Raw genomic sequence first — 20,798 nt, 5'->3', positions numbered from 1 at the left:
TTCGCTTTCGGCGATAGGCACTATAAATTAGTCGCCTATCACCTTAAGCTTATATTACAGTTATCCAACTCAACCGCTATTACTTATCTTGTCCCGCTAACCATGCTCTCAAGATCTCAATGTCATTTTGATATTCATTTTTAATCTCATCAACCCAGTCCGCAATATTTTCCCACCATGCTGGCATTTCTGGTGACTGAGCTTTTTGTGCGACTTTTTGAATATGCATTAATCCGATAGACCCGGCTGCACCCTTTATTTTATGCGCTTCCGATACAATTCCGTCTTGATCTTGCGCCACCATATTAGAGTCTAATATCTCTAAATAACCCGGCAACATCTCTTCAAACATTTTTATACTCTCTAACACTGGCTGCGTACCAACGATATCCACATAGGATTTGAGCATTTCAATATCTAAAAGCGTCGAAGCAACATCTGAGCTTGATATTTTTTCTTGTTCTTTTAGTGGTTCCCCACTCTTTTTAGGTTCATCTTCAATACACCATTTTTCAATGACCCTTTGAATCGCTTTTACTGAGAGAGGCTTACTAAGTGCGTCATCCATTCCTTTTTCGATATAGTCTTTTTTGTCTTTCATTACATTCGCAGTCAATGCAACTAATGGAGGTAACTCTGTAAATTTCTCACGGTAGTATTGTGCGACATCAAAACCCGTCATATCTGGCAACTGAATATCCAGCAAAACTAAATCATATTTGTCTGGGGAGAACTGTGCGATGGCGTCCTCCCCATCCATTGCGATATCAACAGAGTGACCCAAACTTTCCAGCAAAGATTTAGCAACCGTAATATTCAGTTGAATATCTTCTATCATGAAAATACGAATCGCTCTTTGTTTCTTCGGCTTGTTCTTCACTTCAGTGACCGCTTTAACAACCGGTACGCGGATATTTAGAGTAAAGGTGCTTCCAAACCCTTCTTCACTGCTGACAAGGATATCTCCGCCCATCATTTTGACCAATTGCTTGGAGACAGCGAGCCCAATCCCAGTTCCTACTGCATGTAAATTATCCTTACCCGATTTCACTTGATAATACATCGCAAAGATTTTATCGAGTTCTTTTTCAGGTATACCAATGCCCGTATCTTCTACTTCAAATACAATGTCGGCCATGCCATCTTCAACATCAACGCCGACACTCATTACCACACCCCCCTCTTTGGTAAACTTGGTGGCGTTTCCAATTAAATTCCAAAGCACTTGACGTAGACGGGTCGCATCGGCTTCGATAAAACTAGGAAAGTTGGTCAGTCGCTCTAGATCGAATCGCAAACCTTTTTGTTCGGCCATCAACGCCGAAATACTCTCCATCTCTGAAACAAAATCTTCTAGATTGATCGCCTTTGGCAATAATTCTAATTTTCGACGATCAAATTTGTCCATATCGATAATATCGTTAAAAATATTACCCAAGGTAATAGCACTGACATTGATGGTTTGCATATGTTGGCGCTGTTCTTCCGAAAGTGAAGTATCTAGCAGCATTCGACTTAAGCCAACAATGCCATTAAGAGGGGTTCTTAATTCATGGCTCACGGTAGAGACAAAGGTGGTTTTATCTCTACTCGCCTTTTCTAAAGCATCTTGATACTTCTTACGCTCCGTGATGTCTCGCCCAAAGCCAACCAATCCTAGGTGACGCCCTTCTTTGTTATAAAATGGTACTTTACGAAGCTCAAAATAGACTTTTTTTCCGTCTGGATATTCTAACCATTGTTCATAAGTGATCTCTTCATTATTACGAAAAACCAGTTCATCCGTGGTGACGACTTCCTGTGCAATTTCTTTGCTGTAAACATCCCAAGGAGTCAAACCAACTAACTCTTGCTCTGAACGACCCGTTAGTTCTTCAACCGCTCGGTTGCATCCAGAAAAAATACCCTCTGCATTTCGATAATAAATAAGGTCTGGTGATGTATCGATAAAAGATCGAAGTAGTGTCGTCCGTTCAGCTAGCTCTAGTTGCGTTTTCTCTCTCTGATAAACTTCATTCTCAAGATCATTGATAGCATCTTGTCGAGCTTCTTCCGCTTTTTGTCTCTCTTCTATCTCTTGATTGAGCTTAATTATGTTCTGTTGTAATTGATTATTCAGCTCTTTATCTCGTGAACGCATTTCTTTTAACTTAGAGACCAACTTGGAAAGTCTCTGGCGAGATTCTTCTAACTGATCCACTACAACAGACAAAAAGTACACCGCCCATGGGGTAATAAGAAGCCCAAAGAAAACAGAGCGAATAATGTCTATGTCATCAACATTCCCTTGCAGGCCTAGTGTGATGCCAACCTGAACAAAAACCGCAAGAGCGACGAGCGCAAGGGCGAGAAGAATCGAAAACCGAAGAATGCCTAGCTTAACGAGAAGATCAACATAATACTGAGCTAAGCTTTTGATTGGTTTCATTTATTACTCCGAGAAAAAGAAGATACGCTATTCTATCCATTAGGAAGTAGCTTGTAAGTACTACCTATCACTTTTTACCACTAATTTTGATGATATCGGGTCTGGTTTCGCCCCTGTTTTTTCGCTGAATAAAGGGCCTGATCTGCATAGCCTATTAATCTATTGGGCACATCGTTGCTCGTCGGTGTTACCGATACAACACCAATACTCAATGTAATTCGATCGCTCACTGACGAGAACTCATGCTTAATATTTAGCTCCTTAATCACATCATGAATTTTTCTTGCCAGTACTTGTGCTCCGTTGTAATTGGTATTCGGAATAACGAAGCCAAATTCTTCGCCACCATACCTTGCTACACAATCCGATGAACGTGTCAGGACCTGTTGAAATGACTGTGCTACGAGCCTTAACGTTTCATCACCTTTTTGGTGCCCATAGTTATCATTAAAGTCTTTAAAGAAATCGATATCGCACAGCATCACTGTGAGTGACATTTTTTGTCTTTTATGAATATTCAATATCGTATCAAGTTGTTCGTCAAAGCTTCTTCTATTCGCTATTTGCGTTAAGCCATCCAAAAAGCTTAGCCTTTCTAATTCATGATTCATCTCTTCCAACTGCATTTCCACTAGGCAACTATCGGTCACATCTCGAGTCATAAGCAATACACCATTCGCCCCAGAGTTAGGATCTTTATAAGGCGATTTTACAACGTCAAACCATCTAGGATGACCGTTCTCATCAAACGTCTGCTCACGATATCTCAATGGTTTACCGTCTTTGAGTACTTGCTCATCGGTGCGAGAGATATCTTTATCCATTTTCTGTAGCAAAACCTCTTCAATTCGTTTTCCCACTAGCGTCGTGTAGTCAGCAATGCCCAGCATATCAGCAAAGGCTTGGTTACATGCTTCATACACTTTGTTTTCATTGAACAATGCAATACCGTCGGGTGAAGATTCTAACAAGGATTCTAAAATAGTATCCCTTTGTGCCAGAGCTATCTCTGTTCCCTTGCGCTTCTCCATTTCATCACGTAGGTCCTGCTGCATCTTAAACCAATCGGTGACATCATGGCTTATACCTAGAGAACCAAGAACCTCGCCATCGCTCGATAGTAGTGTCGATTGTGAGGTTTCTAGCAAGCAACCTCTACCTTCGGGATCGGTTGTCCAACGCCTCTGTGTACTTCTTCCTTGAAGGATTCCTTCAATATCGACATCGGACTCGTCAACTCTTCCTTTCCAAAACTTATCAAAGGCGTGGTTGGTATCGACAATATGACCGTCTTTATTCTTGATATAAATTAGTTCAGAAAGTGTATCGAGCGAGGTTCTAGCAATCCTTAAGGAGGTTTTCACTTGTTCATTTTCTAAGCCAGAATTTTGATGCAAAGTTGCATACAACAACCAAGATGAACGGTTATTGAAACGAATTTTTTGCCCAGAAAAGTCAATATGGATTGGAGGTCTATCTGAAGTGGTCCACGTCTGTTCAAGGTTTTGAAAGCGCTTGCCACTGATCGGTTTAAATGTCTTTAAAAAAGAGGCCTCTTCTAACCCTGATGGGTATAGGTATTTTTCCCCAATTTTTCTTATGCCTAGTTGTTGCATAGCACTTCGATTAGATAGCGAAATGATACCTGACTCCCTATCAATCACCATTATTGCGATTGGCGCATTCTTATAGTAAGAGGTAATTTGATTTTGATACTTTCGCCTCTGCATAACGATGATAGAGAATGCGATTACAACCACCAGCACTTCTATTTCTGCAAAGTAATTCCATTTTGCTATCTGATAAAACAGGTTGTCCATTTCGTATCGTGTTCATTTATAAATAATTGTTACGAATATATCAGTTTGTTCTGCTCTGTTCTTTAACTATCGGTATTGAGTACACGAATGGAACATCGGTCAAAGAGCCTTGCGCACCATCTTTGTCCAATGCTCGTCCTATTTCTGTCATCCCTAACCATCTATTTTCACACCAAAGTGGAGCAAGTAAAGTCGGGCGGCGGGCGGCGGCAGAGACTCTGTGATACACCACTTCTGGAGGTGTCATTCGAATAAGTTCACTGGCTACAGCAACATATTCGTCCATTTCTGGGGCTTCTAATCGACCAGTTCTCCACGCTTTGGCCATCGTACTCCCCTCAACGATATGCAGTGGATGAAGTTTTATACCATCCGTGCCCACTTCCAAAACCTTCCCCATCGTGTCGAGGTAATCGATTTTGGTCTCTTTTGGTAAACCGATGATGAGATGCGTACACACTTTTATACCCAATGCCCGAGCTTTTTTAGTGATCTCTGCATAGCATTCGAAATCATGCCCTCTATTTATACGTTTCAACGTATCGTTGTTTGCTGTTTGTAAACCCAACTCGAGCCAAATCTCGTAACCTTGCTGAACATAATTAGATAACAAATCTAAAACCGCGTCAGGAACGCAGTCTGGCCGAGTTCCTACACACAAACCAACCATATCCGCGAGCTTTAACGCTTCTTCATACATGTTTTTAAGGGTCTGAACTTCAGCATAGGTGCTTGTGTAAGCTTGAAAGTAAGCGAGATACCTTTTGGCTCTCTTCACCTCCCCCGCTCGCTCTGTTAGCTGTTCTAAGATGCTCTGTTTCTGAGTTTTCTCATCAGAAAAAGAAGCCACATTACAATAAGTACAACCACCTCGCCCTAGCGTTCCATCTCTATTAGGACAGCTAAAACCGCCATGTAGCGTTAGTTTATGGACTTTTTCTCCATATCTATGTTGAAGGTCTTGACCAAGGGTATTGACTAATTCATGTAATTGCATCGATTCGAACTACCTACTTCTGGTTATTGAGTGCATATGAAAGAAAATTACATCATTGAAAAATAACGCCGCGAAATTATAGGCAGTGGTACAAAGTGATTCACTATCCCATATCAATAAAGCGATACAGATTCTAATAAAAATGCACTATCTTCGCTTGAAATTGGCATCTTTGGGGCATTTTTACTGTTTATTATTCATGTGTTTATTAAAAAAACAGAATCAAGCTCAACTTTTTGATGGAATTAAGCTACACAAAATTGTAGGATGGATGGATGTCTGCATTTAAAACCCTAGGGAAAGGGCCCGCATTTTAATGCAGAATAATCTGTGTATATCCAACCCGCCAACACAAACCACCATAAAGTGGCCTGATAACAACGGATAACACTGACGGAAATGTTTTTTTCACAAATAAATTTCCTGTGAAGAACGGAATGGACTCAAGCTAACCACACTTGGTGATGCTATGAACTATACAAATAATAAAATGACAGGGTGGAAATGCCTTAGGCATGTTACGCCTGAAATTTAATTGGAAGGATGTATCTTATGGTAGATAGAGAGCAGAAAAAACAAGGTCTTTATACTCCTGAATTGGAGCATGACGCTTGTGGTATTGGTTTTGTTGCTCACTTAAAAAACCGTAAATCGCACGACGTTGTAACCCAGGCGCTAGATATGCTAGCGAGAATGGAACACCGTGGCGGTCAAGGTTGTGATCCATGCAGCGGAGACGGTGCTGGAATCTTGCTACAAAAACCTCATGAATTTTTACTTGAAGAGTCGGTAAAGCTTGGTATTAAGCTACCGTCTTTTGAAAAGTATGGTGTGGGCGTATTACTTTTCCCTAAAGATAAGTACAAACGTCAGCAGTGCCGCGATATTTTAGAGCGTAACGCACGTCGACTCGATCTAGAAATCGTAGGTTATCGAGTTCTCCCTGTAGACAACTCTATGCTTGGTGATGATCCACTAACTACTGAGCCACAATTCGAGCATGTCTTTATTTCTGGTAGCCCAGGAACAACACCTGAAGAACTTGAACGTAAACTGTATGTATTACGTAACTACACCGTTCGTGTATGCCTAGAAAGTGTCTCTAATATCAAAGACGAGTTTTATATCAACTCAATGTCTTATAAGACGCTTGTTTATAAAGGTCAGTTAACTACTGAGCAAGTACCTCAATACTTCTTAGACCTTGGCAATCCAGCCATGGTTACCGCTCTAGCGTTAGTACACTCTCGTTTCTCTACCAATACCTTCCCTAGATGGCGTCTAGCTCAGCCTTTCCGTTATATCGCACACAATGGTGAAATTAACACCGTACGCGGTAACTTAAACTGGATGAAGGCCCGTGAAGCGATTCTTGAGTCAGATCTGTTCACTCAAGCTGAAATCGATATGTTGCTTCCTATTTGTCAGGAAGGGATGTCGGACTCATCTAACTTTGATATGGCGCTAGAACTGCTGGTTCTTTCTGGTCGTTCATTGCCACATGCACTCATGATGATGATTCCTGAAGCGTGGCAAGAAAACAAAAACATGGACAAGACCCGCCGTGCATTTTATCAATATCACGCGAACTTGATGGAACCATGGGATGGCCCAGCTTCTGTCTGTTTCACTGATGGTGTTCAAGTAGGAGCGACACTAGACCGTAACGGTCTTCGCCCTTCTCGCTATACAGTAACCAAAGATAACTTCCTAGTGATGGCATCTGAATCTGGTGTGGTAGAGATTGAACCAAACAATGTGGAATATCACGGTCGTTTACAACCAGGTCGTATCTTTGTGGCTGACCTTGAACAAGGCCGCATTATTTCTGATGAAGAAGTGAAAGATGGTATCGCTTCATCTCAGCCCTATCAGCAGTGGGTTAAAGACAACTTATTAAGCCTGAAGAAGTTGCCTGATGCGGATAACATGCATCACCAACCTTCTGCAGAACGCTTACTTCATAGCCAACAGGCTTTTGGTATCACAACTGAAGAAGTAAACGAAATTATTGTTCCGATGGCTAGAGAAGGTAAAGAACCTCTAGGCTCCATGGGCGCAGATTGGCCACTGGCGATACTTTCTCACCAGTCCCAACACTTATCTAACTACTTTAAACAGCTCTTTGCTCAGGTAACCAACCCACCTATTGATCCGATTCGTGAACGTATGGTTATGTCTCTGAATACTTACCTAGGTAAAGATCAGAACCTACTAACTGAAACAGCAGAACACTGTCAAAAAGTTGAGCTTGAGTCGCCTGTTCTTTCTAACTCTGAGTTAGAGAAACTACGAGCCATTGATAACGAATACCTCCAAGCTAAAACGCTTGATATAGTATTCCGTGCAAGTGAAGAAGAAGGCAAGCTAGAGCGCGCTCTTAAACGAATCTGTCAGTATGCTGAAGATGCGGTTAACGATGGCTACTCAATTATTCTTCTGACTGACCGTGCAACCAACTCTAATCATGCTGCGATTCCTGCCATGCTTGCTGTTGGTGCCGTTCACCATCACTTAATTCGTAAAGGATTACGTGCTAAATGTGACATCGTTGTTGAAACAGGTGATGCTCGTGAAACTCACCATTTCGCAACACTTATTGGTTATGGTGCCAATGCGGTTAACCCTTACCTAGTAATGGAATCCATTGTTGACCTTCAGAAGAAGAAGAAACTAGACGCAGAAACGCCATCAGAAACGTTGTTTTGCAACTATCGTAATGGTGTCAATGGCGGCTTGCTTAAGATCTTCTCTAAGATGGGCATATCTACACTGCAGTCTTACCATGGCGCACAGATCTTCGAAGCGCTTGGTATCAGCAAATCTGTGGTTGATAAGTACTTCACAGGTACCGTTACTCGTATTCAAGGTTTGACTATCGACGACATTGCGAAAGAAGTATTGGTACGTCATCGTATCGGCTTCCCGACTCGTGAGATTCCAGTACAGATGCTGGATGTGGGTGGTGTTTATCAATGGAAACAACGTGGTGAAAAACACCTGTTTAATCCAGAAACGATTTCACTGCTTCAAAAGTCTACGCGTAACAAAGACTACGATCAGTTCAAACAGTATACCAATGCTGTAGACGCTCAAGGGGACAACGCAGCAACACTACGTAGTCAACTAGATTTCGTTAACAACCCTTCTGGATCCATTCCTCTTGAAGAAGTGGAACCAATTGAAAGCATTCTCAAGCGCTTTGCCACTGGTGCAATGAGCTTTGGTTCTATCTCCTACGAAGCGCACTCAACACTTGCTGTTGCGATGAATCGTATTGGAGCGAAATCGAACTCCGGTGAAGGTGGTGAAGATCCTGATCGTTTCGAAAGAAAAGAGAATGGAGATTGGGAACGTTCAGCAATTAAACAAGTTGCCTCTGGCCGCTTTGGTGTTACCTCTTACTACCTCACGAATGCTGATGAAATTCAGATTAAGATGGCGCAGGGAGCGAAACCCGGCGAAGGTGGTCAATTACCAGGCGATAAAGTGGATGATTGGATCGGGGCAACTCGTCACTCTACTCCAGGTGTCGGCTTGATTTCACCACCACCGCACCACGATATCTACTCAATCGAGGATCTGGCTCAGCTGATCTACGACTTGAAGAATGCGAACCGTGATGGCCGAGTGAACGTGAAACTCGTGTCTGAAGCCGGTGTAGGTACTATCGCTTCTGGCGTTGCAAAAGCCAAAGCCGATGTCGTCCTTATTGCAGGCTTTGATGGCGGTACAGGTGCTTCACCTATTTCGTCCATTCGTCATACTGGCCTTCCTTGGGAACTGGGATTGGCAGAAACGCACCAAACGTTGCTGAAAAATGGTCTACGTAACCGTATTGTTGTTCAGTCAGATGGTCAGATGAAAACACCACGTGACCTTGCAGTTGCAACACTGTTAGGTGCTGAAGAATGGGGTGTAGCAACGGCTGCACTGGTTGTTGAAGGTTGTATCATGATGCGTAAGTGCCATAAAAACACTTGCCCTGTAGGTATCGCCACACAGAACAAGACACTGCGTGAACGCTTCGACGGCCGTGTAGATGACGTGGTTACTTTCTTCCAATACATGGCTGAAGGCCTACGTGAAGTAATGGCAGAACTTGGGTTCCGCACTATTCAAGAAATGGTTGGTCAATCTCACAAATTAAAAGTACGTGATGATATTAAACATTGGAAATATAAGAACCTTGACCTAACACCTGTACTTCATGTTGAAAAAGCGCGTGAAGCAGATGGCGTCTATAACCAAATCAAACAGAACCACCAACTTGGAGATGTTATTGACCGTAAGCTGATTAAGATAGCGAAACCAGCATTAGAGAAAGGCGAATCGGTTTCAGCAAGCTTGCCAATAATAAACACCGATCGTAGTACCGGTACTATGCTATCGAATGAAATTTCGAAAGTATACAAAGACCAAGGGCTACCAAAACCGATGGAAGTCAAATTCACCGGTTCTGCAGGTCAATCCTTCGGTGCATTCCTTGCAAAAGGTGTGAAGTTTGAAGTTGAAGGTAATGCGAATGATTACTGGGGTAAAGGCCTATCTGGCGGTACCCTCGTGCTCTACCCGGATTCAAACACTACCATTGTGCCAGAAGAGAATATCGTTGTTGGTAACGTCTGTTTTTACGGCGCAACCTCTGGTGAGTCATTCATTAGAGGCCTTGCTGGCGAACGTTTCTGTGTAAGAAACTCAGGTGCGAAAGTAGTTGTAGAAGGTATTGGAGACCACGGTTGTGAATATATGACCGGTGGTATTGCCATTATCCTTGGCTCAACAGGTAGAAACTTTGCAGCAGGCATGAGTGGCGGTACGGCTTATGTTTGGGACAAAGTTGGGGACTTCGATAAGAGACTTAACCCCGAACTTGTCGACCTAGATCCAATTGAACAAGAAGATAGAGATCTTCTTGAAGATATGTTAACTAAACACATCAAGTTCACTGGAAGTTCGGTAGCAAAAGCTTTCCTTGATGATTTTGACGCAAACTTAGCGCAAATGATCAAAGTAATGCCACGCGATTACAAAGCAGTAATGCAAAAGCGCAAAGCGGATGCTCAAGCAGTAAACACGGAAATGTTGGAGGCAGTATAATGGGTAAGGCTACTGGATTTTTAGAGCATGGTCGTGAACTGCCAAAGAAGACCGACCCTAGTGTTCGTATTCAAAACAATAAAGAGTTCGTTCTAAACGAAGAGTTTGGTGAAAACATTGAAACTCAAGCTTCTCGTTGCATGGATTGTGGCGTGCCGTTTTGTCATAGCGGCTGCCCTATTGGTAATATCATTCCTGAATTTAACGATGCGGTCTATCGTGATAGCTGGGAAGAAGCATGGCACATTCTGAGCAGCACAAATAACTTCCCAGAGTTCACGGGTCGTATTTGCCCTGCTCCTTGTGAGACAGCCTGTGTACTGGGTATTAACCAAGACCCAATCACTATCTGTAACATTGAAAAAACGATTGTAGAGACTGCGTACCGTGAAGGGTATGCTCAACCTAAAAAGCCACGTATTCGCTCTGGTAAAACAGTGGCCATTGTCGGTTCAGGTCCGGCTGGTCTTGCTGCTGCAGAACAACTGAACAGCGCTGGCCACTGCGTGACTGTCTATGAGCGTGATGAGAAAATAGGTGGTTTATTACGTTTTGGTATCCCTGACTTTAAACTAGGCATGGATGTTATTGATCGTAAAATCAACCTGATGGAGGATGCTGGAATCATTTTTGAAACCCATTCTCATATCGGTGTAGACATTAACGCTCTGCAATTTCGTCAAGACTTTGATGCCGTTATATTAACCGGAGGTTCTACCGTTCCTCGTGATCTTCCGATCCCAGGGCGTGAACTTAAAGGCGTTCATTTTGCGATGGAATTCCTCGGTCAAAATAACCGCCGTGCAAACAACATGAATCTAAAGACTGAAGAGATTCATGCGAAAGATTGCAACGTGATTGTCATTGGTGGAGGCGATACTGGTTCTGACTGTGTGGGTACATCAAACCGTCATGGTGCAACAAGTATTACTCAAGTTGAAATCATGCCAATGCCACCAGAGAAGCGTCCTGTAAACATGCCATGGCCTGAGTATCCAATGATTCTTCGTACATCGTCTTCCCATGAAGAAGGTTGTGAACGTCACTGGAACATTCTAACCAAAGAGTTCATCGGTGACGAATCAGGTCAGGTAACGGGTTTACGTTTAGCGGATATAGAGTGGGAAGACGCGAAACCAGGCGAACGTCCAAACTTTAAAGAAGTTGAAGGTAGTGAACGCGTTGTTCCTTGTGATAAAGCTTTCTTGGCAATGGGTTTCCTTCACCCGGAACCAACCGGTGTTCTCGCCCAACTTGACATCAAATTGGATGATCGCGGTAACGTCGCGACAGAAGACTTTGCTACCAACCAAAAAGGTATCTTTGCTGCAGGTGATATGCGTACAGGTCAATCATTAGTGGTTCGTTGTATCAACGAAGGCCGTGAATGTGCTCGCGCAGTAGATGCTTACTTGATGGGGGGTACTAATTTGGAAGCCAAAGCAGATTCGTTGATGCTTTCAAATGCTTAATCTTTTTATATAACAAAGGTTTCCTTCCAAACTTTGTTTTGGCCAGCTATTTTAGCTGGCCTTTTTTGTTCTTGAGTCTTAAACAACAAGTACTCAAAACGTCCATGTACGTATATAAAGTGACCTCCTAGTACACTTAACAATGAGCCTCCCAACCTATTGATATCTGCTTTATGATATCCACATTGCTGAACAGTTCGTTTTCCAGATAAGCATAGGCTCGCGTCTAAATTCTAGATTCCCAGTCCAAATCTATATGCTACAATCTCACATTAGCTATCTATTTAAATCTCTAAGAGAAAATCATGAAAATCGGCATTATTGGTGCGATGGAACAAGAAGTGTCCATCTTAAAAGACGCATTGTCTAACTGTGTAGAAGAGAAAAAAGGAAGCAGTACTTTTTTTTCTGGCCAGATAGAAGGGGTTGATGTTGTTTTACTTCAATCGGGTATTGGTAAAGTTGCCGCTTCCATTGGAACCGCCATTCTTTTAGACCAATATTGTCCAGATATTGTCATTAATACTGGCTCTGCCGGAGGCTTTGACTCGAGCCTAAACCTAGGTGACGTTGTTGTATCAACAGAGGTTCGTCATCACGATGTAGACGTTACCGCATTTGGTTATGAAATGGGGCAAATGGCAGCACAACCCGCCGCATTTACAGCCGATGATAATCTCATCAGAATAACTGAGAAAGCGATAGCGATGAAAGATGGGCAACACTCTGTTCGAGGTCTTATTTGTACTGGCGATGTTTTTGTCTGTACCGATGAGAAAGCACAATATATTCACAACTATTTTCCGTCGGTTATCGCCGTTGAAATGGAAGCGGCAGCCATTGCTCAGACTTGTCATCAATTTAATATCCCATTCGTCGTTGTACGCGCGATATCTGATGTTGCGGATAAAGAGTCTCCAATGAGCTTTGATGAGTTTCTGCCACTGGCCGCAAAAAATTCATCTGAAATGGTCATCAACATGGTTAAATTGTTGAAATAGCCAATATGCAAACAGCATTCGACCAGATAGTAAGTAATGGCGCTCTATTGGTTTTGTGGGGGGGCTTGCTCTTCCACTTAATCTTACCTATTCCTATGTCGGCTCATCCTGCGACATTATGGCGCGCCTTTGCCAGAATATTGGCAGAAAAGGTCAATACTAATAAAAGCCATTCCCAAAGTATTCTTTCAGGCTCTTTAGCGTGGATGTTAATGACCTTGCCCGCATTTGCCGTTTTGGTCGCACTAAAACCATTGGTTTGGCAACCTCAGTTGTTCGATCTTGCTCTTTTATTGCTTGCTATTGATTGGCGAAATAGTGAAAAACTGGGCCACGCTCTGGCGGATGCGCTTGCAAAAGAAGATAAAAAACTTGCCCGAAGCCTTCTTCTGCCGATTCTAAATAGAGAAACAAAGTCTTTGTCCCCATTAGGTATTGGCAAAGCGGGTGCTGAAACCTTGATTTTGGGTTATGGTCGAAACGTTGTGTCCGTGCTTTTTTGGTTTGGCTTAACCGGCGGGATTGGCGCGCTCATGTTTAGGTTAATATCCGAATTAGCCAGAGCATGGTCTCCTAGCCGCAGTGAGTTCCTCCCTTTTGGCCTTACTTCTATTCGAATGTTGGCACTGGTTGAGTTTATACCACTGCGCATGTTCAGTATCATGATCATCATTGGAAAGAATGCAATGCAGGTTTTTACTCAAGTATTAACGCAGAGTAAAACATGGCCAACGCCCGGATCTGCTTGGCTTCTTTCTTCGGTTGGCAATAAATTAGAGCTCTCCTTAGGTGGCCCCGCTATTTACGGCAACAATAAAACTATCCGACCAAAAATAGGTGGCAGAGTTGCACCGGGGGCGTTGCATCTTGGTCAGATCCAAAAACTACTCGCATGGCGACTTTTTGTCTGGATAGCACTGCAAAGCATAATTATGTTTTTGTTTTATCAAGGTATTTAGCTTGCGTCTTACTCTATTCGTTTTATTATTTTCAGTCTCCTCATTCGCTTATTGCATAGATCGAGTGATCTCACTTGCCCCATCTTCCACTGAGTTAATCTACGCGGCAGGGTTAGGTGATAAACTGGTTGCAGTGAGCAAGTACAGTAACTATCCAGAAGAGGCGCAATCACTAGAAATAGTGGCCAGTTTTGACAGCGTTAATATCGAAAGGATTGTCGCTCTCAATCCAGATCTTATTGTTGCTTGGCGATCTGGTGGTTCAATGAAGGCTCTCAACCAACTTAAAGAGCTTGGTTTTTCCATCTATTATTCCGATACAACTTATTTATCTGAAATAGCCGATAGAATTGACGAATTAAGTCAATATGCAGACTCTGCAAAAATTGGTCATGACAATGCACAAGCCTATAGAACAGAACTAAAGAGGCTACAAAACCACTACTCCAATAACGTTCCAGTTTCCTATTTTTATCAACTAAGTAGCAAACCCATATACACCATTGCGAAAAACCATTGGCCTAGCGAGGTTTTTTCACTCTGTGGTGGCGTGAATATCTTTGAACAATCCCCAATACCCTACCCACAAGTAGGTTTAGAACAAGTTATCTTAAAGGCACCAGAAGTGATGTTTACGTCACCTCACACGATACAAAACACGGAAATTTGGCAACCATGGCAAGAGCAAATACCCGCAGTTAAGCATCAGTTTATCTGGTCGCTCAATGCCGATTGGTTAAACCGCCCCACTCCTCGTTCATTAAAGGCAGTGGCACAAGCCTGTGAGTTTTTTGACATCGCCAGAAAGGAATACAACCCGGAGACACTTAGATAAAATATACGCAGTAGTGTATCCATCATTAATGTAATCCGACGGATTAGGATAAATACTTCGTCATCACACTAGAAATTGGAGTAAAATCGAGCCAATTTTCACCCTAACTAGTTTTTAGTCACCTATGGATTCTACCCTACTTTACTTTATTGATATATTTGGAACCGCTGTTTTTGCTATTTCAGGCGTACTGCTCGCTGGACGGTTAAAGATGGACCCATTTGGTGTCATTGTGCTTGGTAGCGTTACAGCTATTGGGGGCGGATCTATCCGAGATATGGCATTAGGTGCTACGCCTGTATTTTGGATTACAGACATCGCCTACATCTGGATAATTATCATCACCTGTTTGTTAACCATGATAATTATTCGTCGACCGAAGCGTTTACCTTGGTTTGTATTGCCAGTTTGTGATGCCATCGGGCTAGGTGCGTTCGTCGGTATTGGTGTAGAAAAGTCACTATTATTTCAAGACTCGTACTTGATTGCCGTGATTATGGGGGTTATTACTGGATGTGGTGGCGGTATTATTCGTGACGTACTCGCACGAGAGATACCAATGGTGCTAAGAAGTGAAGTTTATGCCACCGCTTGCATTATCGGTGGCAGTATTCACGTTGGAGCACTCTATTTCGACTACAGCAATAGAACGGCATTTATCGCGGGCGCTCTCGCCACACTGATCATTCGATTGGGCGCAATTAAGTGGCACCTATCACTGCCTACTTTCGCTCTTCATCGATAATGAACTTAACTTAATAGCTCTACTAACTTAGCAAGGGCGTGATAACACGCCTGTTCGCGGACTCTTTCTCTATTACCACTAAAACAAACCATCTCTTGCTCTTCAAACTGGTTGCCTATTTTCCAGCCAAACCATACGGTTCCTACTGGTTTATCCTCCGTTCCTCCTGTCGGACCCGCTATCCCACTCACCGATATTGATATCGTTGCTTGTGAATGTCTTAACGCTCCAGATGCCATCTCTTCTACCGTTTCCTGACTTACCGCACCATAGATATTGAGTGTTTTAGGACTGACACCAATCATGTCCATTTTTGCTTCATTGCTATAAGTAACAAACGCTCTATCAAACCAAGCGGAACTCCCTGAAATATCGGTAATGGCAGACGCAATACCTCCCCCGGTACAAGATTCTGCCGTAACCAAAACATGGTTATTTTCTGCTAATAAAACACCTACTTTTTGGCTTAATTCGCTTAGTGATAGCATCGGTCAAAAACCCTCTTATTGACTCTATTTTTATTGTTTATTTACATATCCTAACGCTCTAAAAATCATTGTCAAAGAACTCATTTTTATTTGCTCATTATTTTCAACCTCAGACAATCCAAAAAATGAATGGTTATGCAATGCCCTTATATCTAACGAAAAGAACGACATTGAGGAATGTCACTCATATTAAATTAACGTTACCTGGATGAAGGACGATCCAAAATTCCTCTAAATCATCTTGCCTGTAATGTCGATTCAAGTATCCTTAACGTCACAAAAATCAGTTCACTAGCGATCACTAAGGTCACCATGACAAAAGCGACTCACACACACACGCCGATGATGCAACAATACCTAAGACTCAAGGCAGAAAATCCTGAGATTTTACTATTTTATCGTATGGGCGATTTCTACGAGCTTTTCTATGATGATGCTAAAAAAGCGTCCCAGCTTTTAGATATTTCGCTTACAAAACGCGGGGCGTCTGCTGGTGAACCGATTCCGATGGCTGGCGTTCCTTTTCATGCCGTTGAAGGCTATCTCGCCAAGTTAGTTCAGTTGGGCGAATCTATAGCTATATGTGAACAGATTGGCGACCCCGCCACCAGTAAAGGCCCAGTAGAACGACAAGTTGTTCGCATCATAACGCCTGGAACTGTGACTGATGAAGCCTTACTTTCAGAACGTTCTGATAACCTAGTTGCGGCTATTTATCACCAGAAAGGCAAATTTGGTTATGCCACATTAGATATTACGTCTGGCCGCTTTCAGTTATCTCAGCCTGAGACTGAAGAGGCTATGCTTGCAGAGCTACAACGAACCACACCAAAAGAACTCCTTTTCCCTGAAGACTTTGAACCTATCGATGTTATTTCAAGCATTAAAGGGAGCCGTCGTCGTCCAGTTTGGGAATTTGAATTAGACACCGCTAAACAACAGCTCAATCAACAGTTTGGTACACGTGATTTAATTGGGTTTGGCGTAGAACAAGCGAGCTTAGGCCTATGTGCCGCTGGATGCCTAATTCAATATGTAAAGGATACTCAAAAAACGGCACTGCCACATATTCGCTCGCTCACCTTTGACAGCCAAGATAATTCTGTGATCCTCGATGCAGCCACTCGCCGCAACTTAGAAATAACGCAAAACCTATCGGGTGGATACGACAATACACTCGGATCTGTAATCGATCATAGCTCTACCGCGATGGGAAGCCGAATGCTTCAACGTTGGCTGCATCAGCCTATGCGTTGCAAAGAGACTTTAAATCAGCGCTTGTCGGCAATATCAGAGATAAAAGATCAAGGTGCATTTGTCGAGCTCAAGCCGGTTCTTAAGCAGATTGGTGACATTGAGCGAATCATTGCTCGTTTAGCCATTCGTACCGCTAGACCTCGAGATCTAGCCCGCCTACGTCATGCTATGCAACAACTTCCTGAACTTGAAAGCTATTTGCAAACCTTATCAAATCCATACGTGGCTAAACTGGCTCAATATGCCGCACCAATGGACGACATCTGTCATCTATTAGAAACCGCAGTGAAAGAAAACCCTCCTGTAGTTATCAGAGATGGTGGCGTCATCGCTCCAGGGTACAGTGAAGAACTCGACGAATGGCGCACACTCGCTGACGGCGCGACAGAATATTTAGAAAAACTAGAATTGGAAGAGAGAGAAACACACGGTATAGAATCGCTAAAGGTGGGGTTCAACAACGTACATGGCTTTTATATTCAAGTCAGCCGTGGCCAGAGCCATCTCGTTCCCGCACACTATTTGCGTCGACAAACACTAAAACACGCTGAACGCTATATCATTCCAGAACTAAAAGAACATGAAGATAAGGTGCTAAGCTCTAAATCTAAAGCACTGGCGATAGAGAAACAACTTTGGGAGCAACTTTTTGACTTATTGCTTCCTCATTTAGAACAGATGCAAAATTTAGCGTCTGCGATTTCACAATTAGATGTATTGCAAAATTTGGCAGAAAGAGCCGATAGCTTAGGTTATTGCCGTCCAAAATTGACTGATTCCGTTGGAATACAGATAAAAAATGGACGACACCCGGTTGTTGAACAGGTGATGAATGACCCATTTATTGCGAATCCTATCGACCTGAACCCAAGTCGTAAGATGTTGATTATTACAGGTCCAAATATGGGGGGTAAGTCAACCTATATGCGCCAAACTGCGCTTATTGTATTACTCGCCCATATTGGTTCCTATGTACCAGCAGAAGAGGCCGTTATTGGCTCGATTGACAGAATTTTCACTCGAATTGGCGCCTCTGATGACCTCGCATCTGGTCGTTCAACCTTTATGGTTGAAATGACTGAAACCGCCAATATTCTACACAACGCAACCCCACACAGCTTAGTGTTAATGGACGAAATAGGTCGCGGAACCAGTACCTATGATGGGCTGTCTTTGGCCTGGGCCAGTGCAGAATGGCTGGCCAATCAAATTGGGTCAATGACGCTGTTTGCTACCCACTATTTTGAGCTTACAGAATTGCCAAATTTAGTCGACCATTTAGCCAATGTACATCTGGATGCCGTCGAGCATGGTGACAGCATCGCCTTTATGCATGCTGTGCAAGAAGGCGCGGCAAGCAAATCCTACGGTTTAGCTGTGGCTGGATTAGCAGGCGTACCTAAGACCGTAATCAGAAACGCAAGGGCAAAACTAAATCAACTAGAAAAACTTGCCGATCAACCACGTGGAAACAAAAATGAAGTCGATATTGCTAATCAACTCAGCTTAATACCTGAACCAAGTGAAGTAGAAGAAGCGTTATCGAATATCGACCCGGATGACCTAACGCCAAGGCAGGCTTTAGATGAGTTGTATCGTTTGAAAAAGCTGCTTTAAAAGCAATGAAAAAGGCGCTGCTAGGTTAATAGATTAACCAAGCAAACGCCTTTCAATTTCGCCAAGTAAAATTACATCTGATCAACATCAAATAGAGATTCCATATTCAATCCCTGCTTGAGTAAGATTTCACGTAACCGGCGTAAACCTTCCACCTGTATCTGACGTACACGTTCACGTGTTAGGCTAATTTCACGGCCGACTTCTTCAAGTGTTGACGGCTCGTAACCAAGTAATCCAAACCGTCTCGCGAGTACTTCTTTCTGCTTAGGGTTTAATTCATCTAACCAGTCGATAAGCGAATTTTTAATATCATCATCTTGAGTTGATACCTCAGGATCTGAGTGGTTAGTATCTGGAATAATATCGAGTAGTACTTTTTCGCCATCACCACCAATCGGTGTATCTACCGAGCTTACTCGCTCGTTTAGACGTAACATCTTACTGACATCACTCACAGGCTTATCTAGTTTTTCAGCAATTTCTTCTGCTGTAGGCTCGTGATCCAACTTTTGTGAAAGTTCACGCGCGGTTCTTAGATAGATATTTAACTCTTTAACAACGTGGATGGGTAAACGGATGGTGCGTGTCTGGTTCATCAATGCACGTTCTATTGTTTGACGAATCCACCACGTGGCGTATGTAGAGAATCTAAATCCACGTTCTGGATCAAATTTCTCAACTGCACGGATAAGGCCTAGGTTGCCTTCTTCAATGAGATCAAGTAACGCGAGTCCTCGGTTACTGTAACGACGTGATATCTTAACCACAAGACGCAGATTACTTTCAATCATACGTTTACGTGCTGCTTCGTCGCCGCGTAAAGCTCTTCGAGCGTACAACACTTCTTCTTCTGCCGTTAATAGTGGAGAGAAACCAATTTCCCCAAGATAAAGTTGTGTTGCATCTAGACTTTTAGCGGTGACTTCTAACTCTTCTTTAGCTACCTTTTTAGATTTAACTTCTTGTACAAGACGACCCGAACCCAGCTCTTCCAGAGCTTTCTCGTTTGTCTCGAACTCTTCGACTTTTGTTGCTGCATTGCTGATACCCATAGTGCCTCCCCTTGGCGAGCTAGCAAGACATTCTTTTTATAAATGTCGTTGAAGTAATTTTTTCTTAAGGCAAGTACCTCTGTGGATTAACAGACTTACCTTGATAACGAATTTCAAAATGCAGTTTTACGTTATTGCTACCAGAACTTCCCATGGTTGCTATTTTTTGTCCTGCTTTTACATTTTGTCCTTCGCTTACTAGCAAACGGTCGTTGTGGGCATATGCACTTAGATAGTTATCATTATGTTTCACAATAATTAAGTTACCGTATCCTCGAAGTGCATTCCCAGAGTAAACGATTTTACCGCCTGCCGTAGAAATGATGGATTGACCTCGCTGCCCTGCTATGTCAATACCTTTATTTCCCTGGTCTCCGGAAGAAAACTTCTTAATAACTCTACCTTTAGTAGGCCAAATCCATTTAGAAATCTTGTTATTCTTTGGCTTTGGATTACTGACAGTTTTGTTAACATTTTGTTTACTCTTAGAGCCAACATACTCTTTTGATTTACTCTGATCAACATTCTTTTTAGTGGGGTTTTTGGTTGAACTTGAATTATTTGAAGTTGATTTTGTCGTCTTATTGGCTGGTTTTTTTGCAGATTGAGTTGTTGATTTCCCCCCAGAAACAGATGAAACAGATGTTCCACCAGTTGCAGTACTAGCTGCGGTTACTGATGCAACAGTGACTGCGGAAGATCCTGAGCCAGATCCTCCATAGGCTGGAGATTTATAGGCAGGTTGCCACAATTTAAGTTTTTGTCCCGGTCTGATCGTGTAAGGAGCAGCAAGTCCATTGTAACGAACCAAGTCATTTACATTCTTATCTGTGACGTATGCGATAAAATAAAGGGTGTCTCCCTTTTGCACTTGATAAAAACTTCCTCTGTAACTGCCTCTTTCAATCGTACTGTAGTCTTTATTGATGCTTGAAACCGGCGCAGGAGAAGTTGCCGTGCACCCTATAAGTACGCAGCTCAAAATGCTTATACAAAATATCAGTTTCAATTTACTTTTCATGCT

Annotated in this window: 13 protein-coding genes; 7 read left to right on the top strand and 6 right to left on the bottom strand. The window is 42.7% G+C overall.

Annotated elements, in window-relative coordinates; translation table 11 throughout:
- Positions 1-79 precede the first annotated feature (79 nt).
- The 3 genes from arcB to IUZ65_RS02360 all read right to left on the bottom strand — a co-directional run bounded on the left by arcB (position 80) and on the right by IUZ65_RS02360 (position 5,245).
- The gene (gene arcB / locus IUZ65_RS02370) at positions 80-2,428 is read right to left on the bottom strand and encodes an aerobic respiration two-component sensor histidine kinase ArcB (protein WP_195702205.1); all 2,349 of its coding nucleotides are present in this window, start codon (positions 2,426-2,428) and stop codon (positions 80-82) included.
- A gap of 80 nt (positions 2,429-2,508) precedes the next feature.
- Positions 2,509-4,248, bottom strand: coding sequence for a sensor domain-containing diguanylate cyclase (locus tag IUZ65_RS02365; protein WP_195702204.1), 1,740 nt, complete (start codon positions 4,246-4,248; stop codon positions 2,509-2,511).
- Positions 4,249-4,288: 40 nt separating this feature from the next.
- Positions 4,289-5,245 carry a TIGR01212 family radical SAM protein gene (locus IUZ65_RS02360; RefSeq protein WP_195702203.1) on the bottom strand — a complete coding sequence of 319 codons (957 nt, stop codon included), beginning with the start codon at positions 5,243-5,245 and terminating at the stop codon, positions 4,289-4,291.
- 552 nt (positions 5,246-5,797) lie between these two features.
- Between IUZ65_RS02360 and gltB the strand changes: the two genes are divergently transcribed.
- From gltB to IUZ65_RS02330, 6 genes are all read left to right on the top strand, one after another.
- A complete protein-coding gene (gene gltB / locus IUZ65_RS02355; RefSeq protein WP_195702202.1) occupies positions 5,798-10,345 on the top strand; it encodes a glutamate synthase large subunit in 4,548 nt (1,515 codons plus the stop codon).
- The gene (locus IUZ65_RS02350) at positions 10,345-11,817 is read left to right on the top strand and encodes a glutamate synthase subunit beta (protein WP_195702201.1); all 1,473 of its coding nucleotides are present in this window, start codon (positions 10,345-10,347) and stop codon (positions 11,815-11,817) included. The genes gltB and IUZ65_RS02350 overlap by 1 nt, the downstream gene beginning before the upstream one ends.
- A 305-nt stretch (positions 11,818-12,122) precedes the next feature.
- Positions 12,123-12,818: a 5'-methylthioadenosine/S-adenosylhomocysteine nucleosidase gene (gene mtnN / locus IUZ65_RS02345; protein WP_195702200.1), complete on the top strand. Its 696-nt coding sequence runs from the start codon at positions 12,123-12,125 to the stop codon at positions 12,816-12,818.
- 5 nt (positions 12,819-12,823) lie between these two features.
- On the top strand, positions 12,824-13,777 hold the full coding sequence (locus tag IUZ65_RS02340) for a cobalamin biosynthesis family protein (RefSeq protein WP_195702199.1): 954 nt from the start codon (positions 12,824-12,826) through the stop codon (positions 13,775-13,777).
- Between the two features lies 1 nt (position 13,778).
- The gene (gene btuF, locus IUZ65_RS02335) at positions 13,779-14,612 is read left to right on the top strand and encodes a vitamin B12 ABC transporter substrate-binding protein BtuF (RefSeq protein WP_195702198.1); all 834 of its coding nucleotides are present in this window, start codon (positions 13,779-13,781) and stop codon (positions 14,610-14,612) included.
- A 124-nt stretch (positions 14,613-14,736) separates the two neighbouring features.
- Positions 14,737-15,357, top strand: coding sequence for a TRIC cation channel family protein (locus IUZ65_RS02330; protein WP_195702197.1), 621 nt, complete (start codon positions 14,737-14,739; stop codon positions 15,355-15,357).
- A gap of 5 nt (positions 15,358-15,362) precedes the next feature.
- Here the strand turns inward: IUZ65_RS02330 and IUZ65_RS02325 are convergent, their stop codons facing one another.
- Complete coding sequence (locus tag IUZ65_RS02325; protein WP_195702196.1) at positions 15,363-15,845, bottom strand: CinA family protein; 483 nt, start codon at positions 15,843-15,845, stop codon at positions 15,363-15,365.
- Positions 15,846-16,157: 312 nt separating this feature from the next.
- On the opposite strand from IUZ65_RS02325, the gene mutS reads away from it, so the two are divergent.
- The gene (gene mutS / locus IUZ65_RS02320; RefSeq protein ID WP_195702195.1) at positions 16,158-18,719 is read left to right on the top strand and encodes a DNA mismatch repair protein MutS; all 2,562 of its coding nucleotides are present in this window, start codon (positions 16,158-16,160) and stop codon (positions 18,717-18,719) included.
- Between the two features lie 71 nt (positions 18,720-18,790).
- On the opposite strand, the gene rpoS is transcribed toward mutS, so the two are convergent.
- Both rpoS and IUZ65_RS02310 read right to left on the bottom strand, forming a co-directional pair.
- A complete protein-coding gene (gene rpoS / locus IUZ65_RS02315; protein ID WP_195702194.1) occupies positions 18,791-19,774 on the bottom strand; it encodes an RNA polymerase sigma factor RpoS in 984 nt (327 codons plus the stop codon).
- A gap of 64 nt (positions 19,775-19,838) precedes the next feature.
- On the bottom strand, positions 19,839-20,795 hold the full coding sequence (locus tag IUZ65_RS02310) for a peptidoglycan DD-metalloendopeptidase family protein (protein WP_195702193.1): 957 nt from the start codon (positions 20,793-20,795) through the stop codon (positions 19,839-19,841).
- Positions 20,796-20,798: the final 3 nt, after the last annotated feature.

It is taken from the genome of Vibrio sp. VB16 (genome assembly GCF_015594925.2).
Classification (GTDB): Bacteria; Pseudomonadota; Gammaproteobacteria; order Enterobacterales; family Vibrionaceae; genus Vibrio.
The sequence above is the reverse complement of the archived record's forward strand: the minus strand, read 5'-3'. Positions and strand labels throughout refer to the sequence as shown.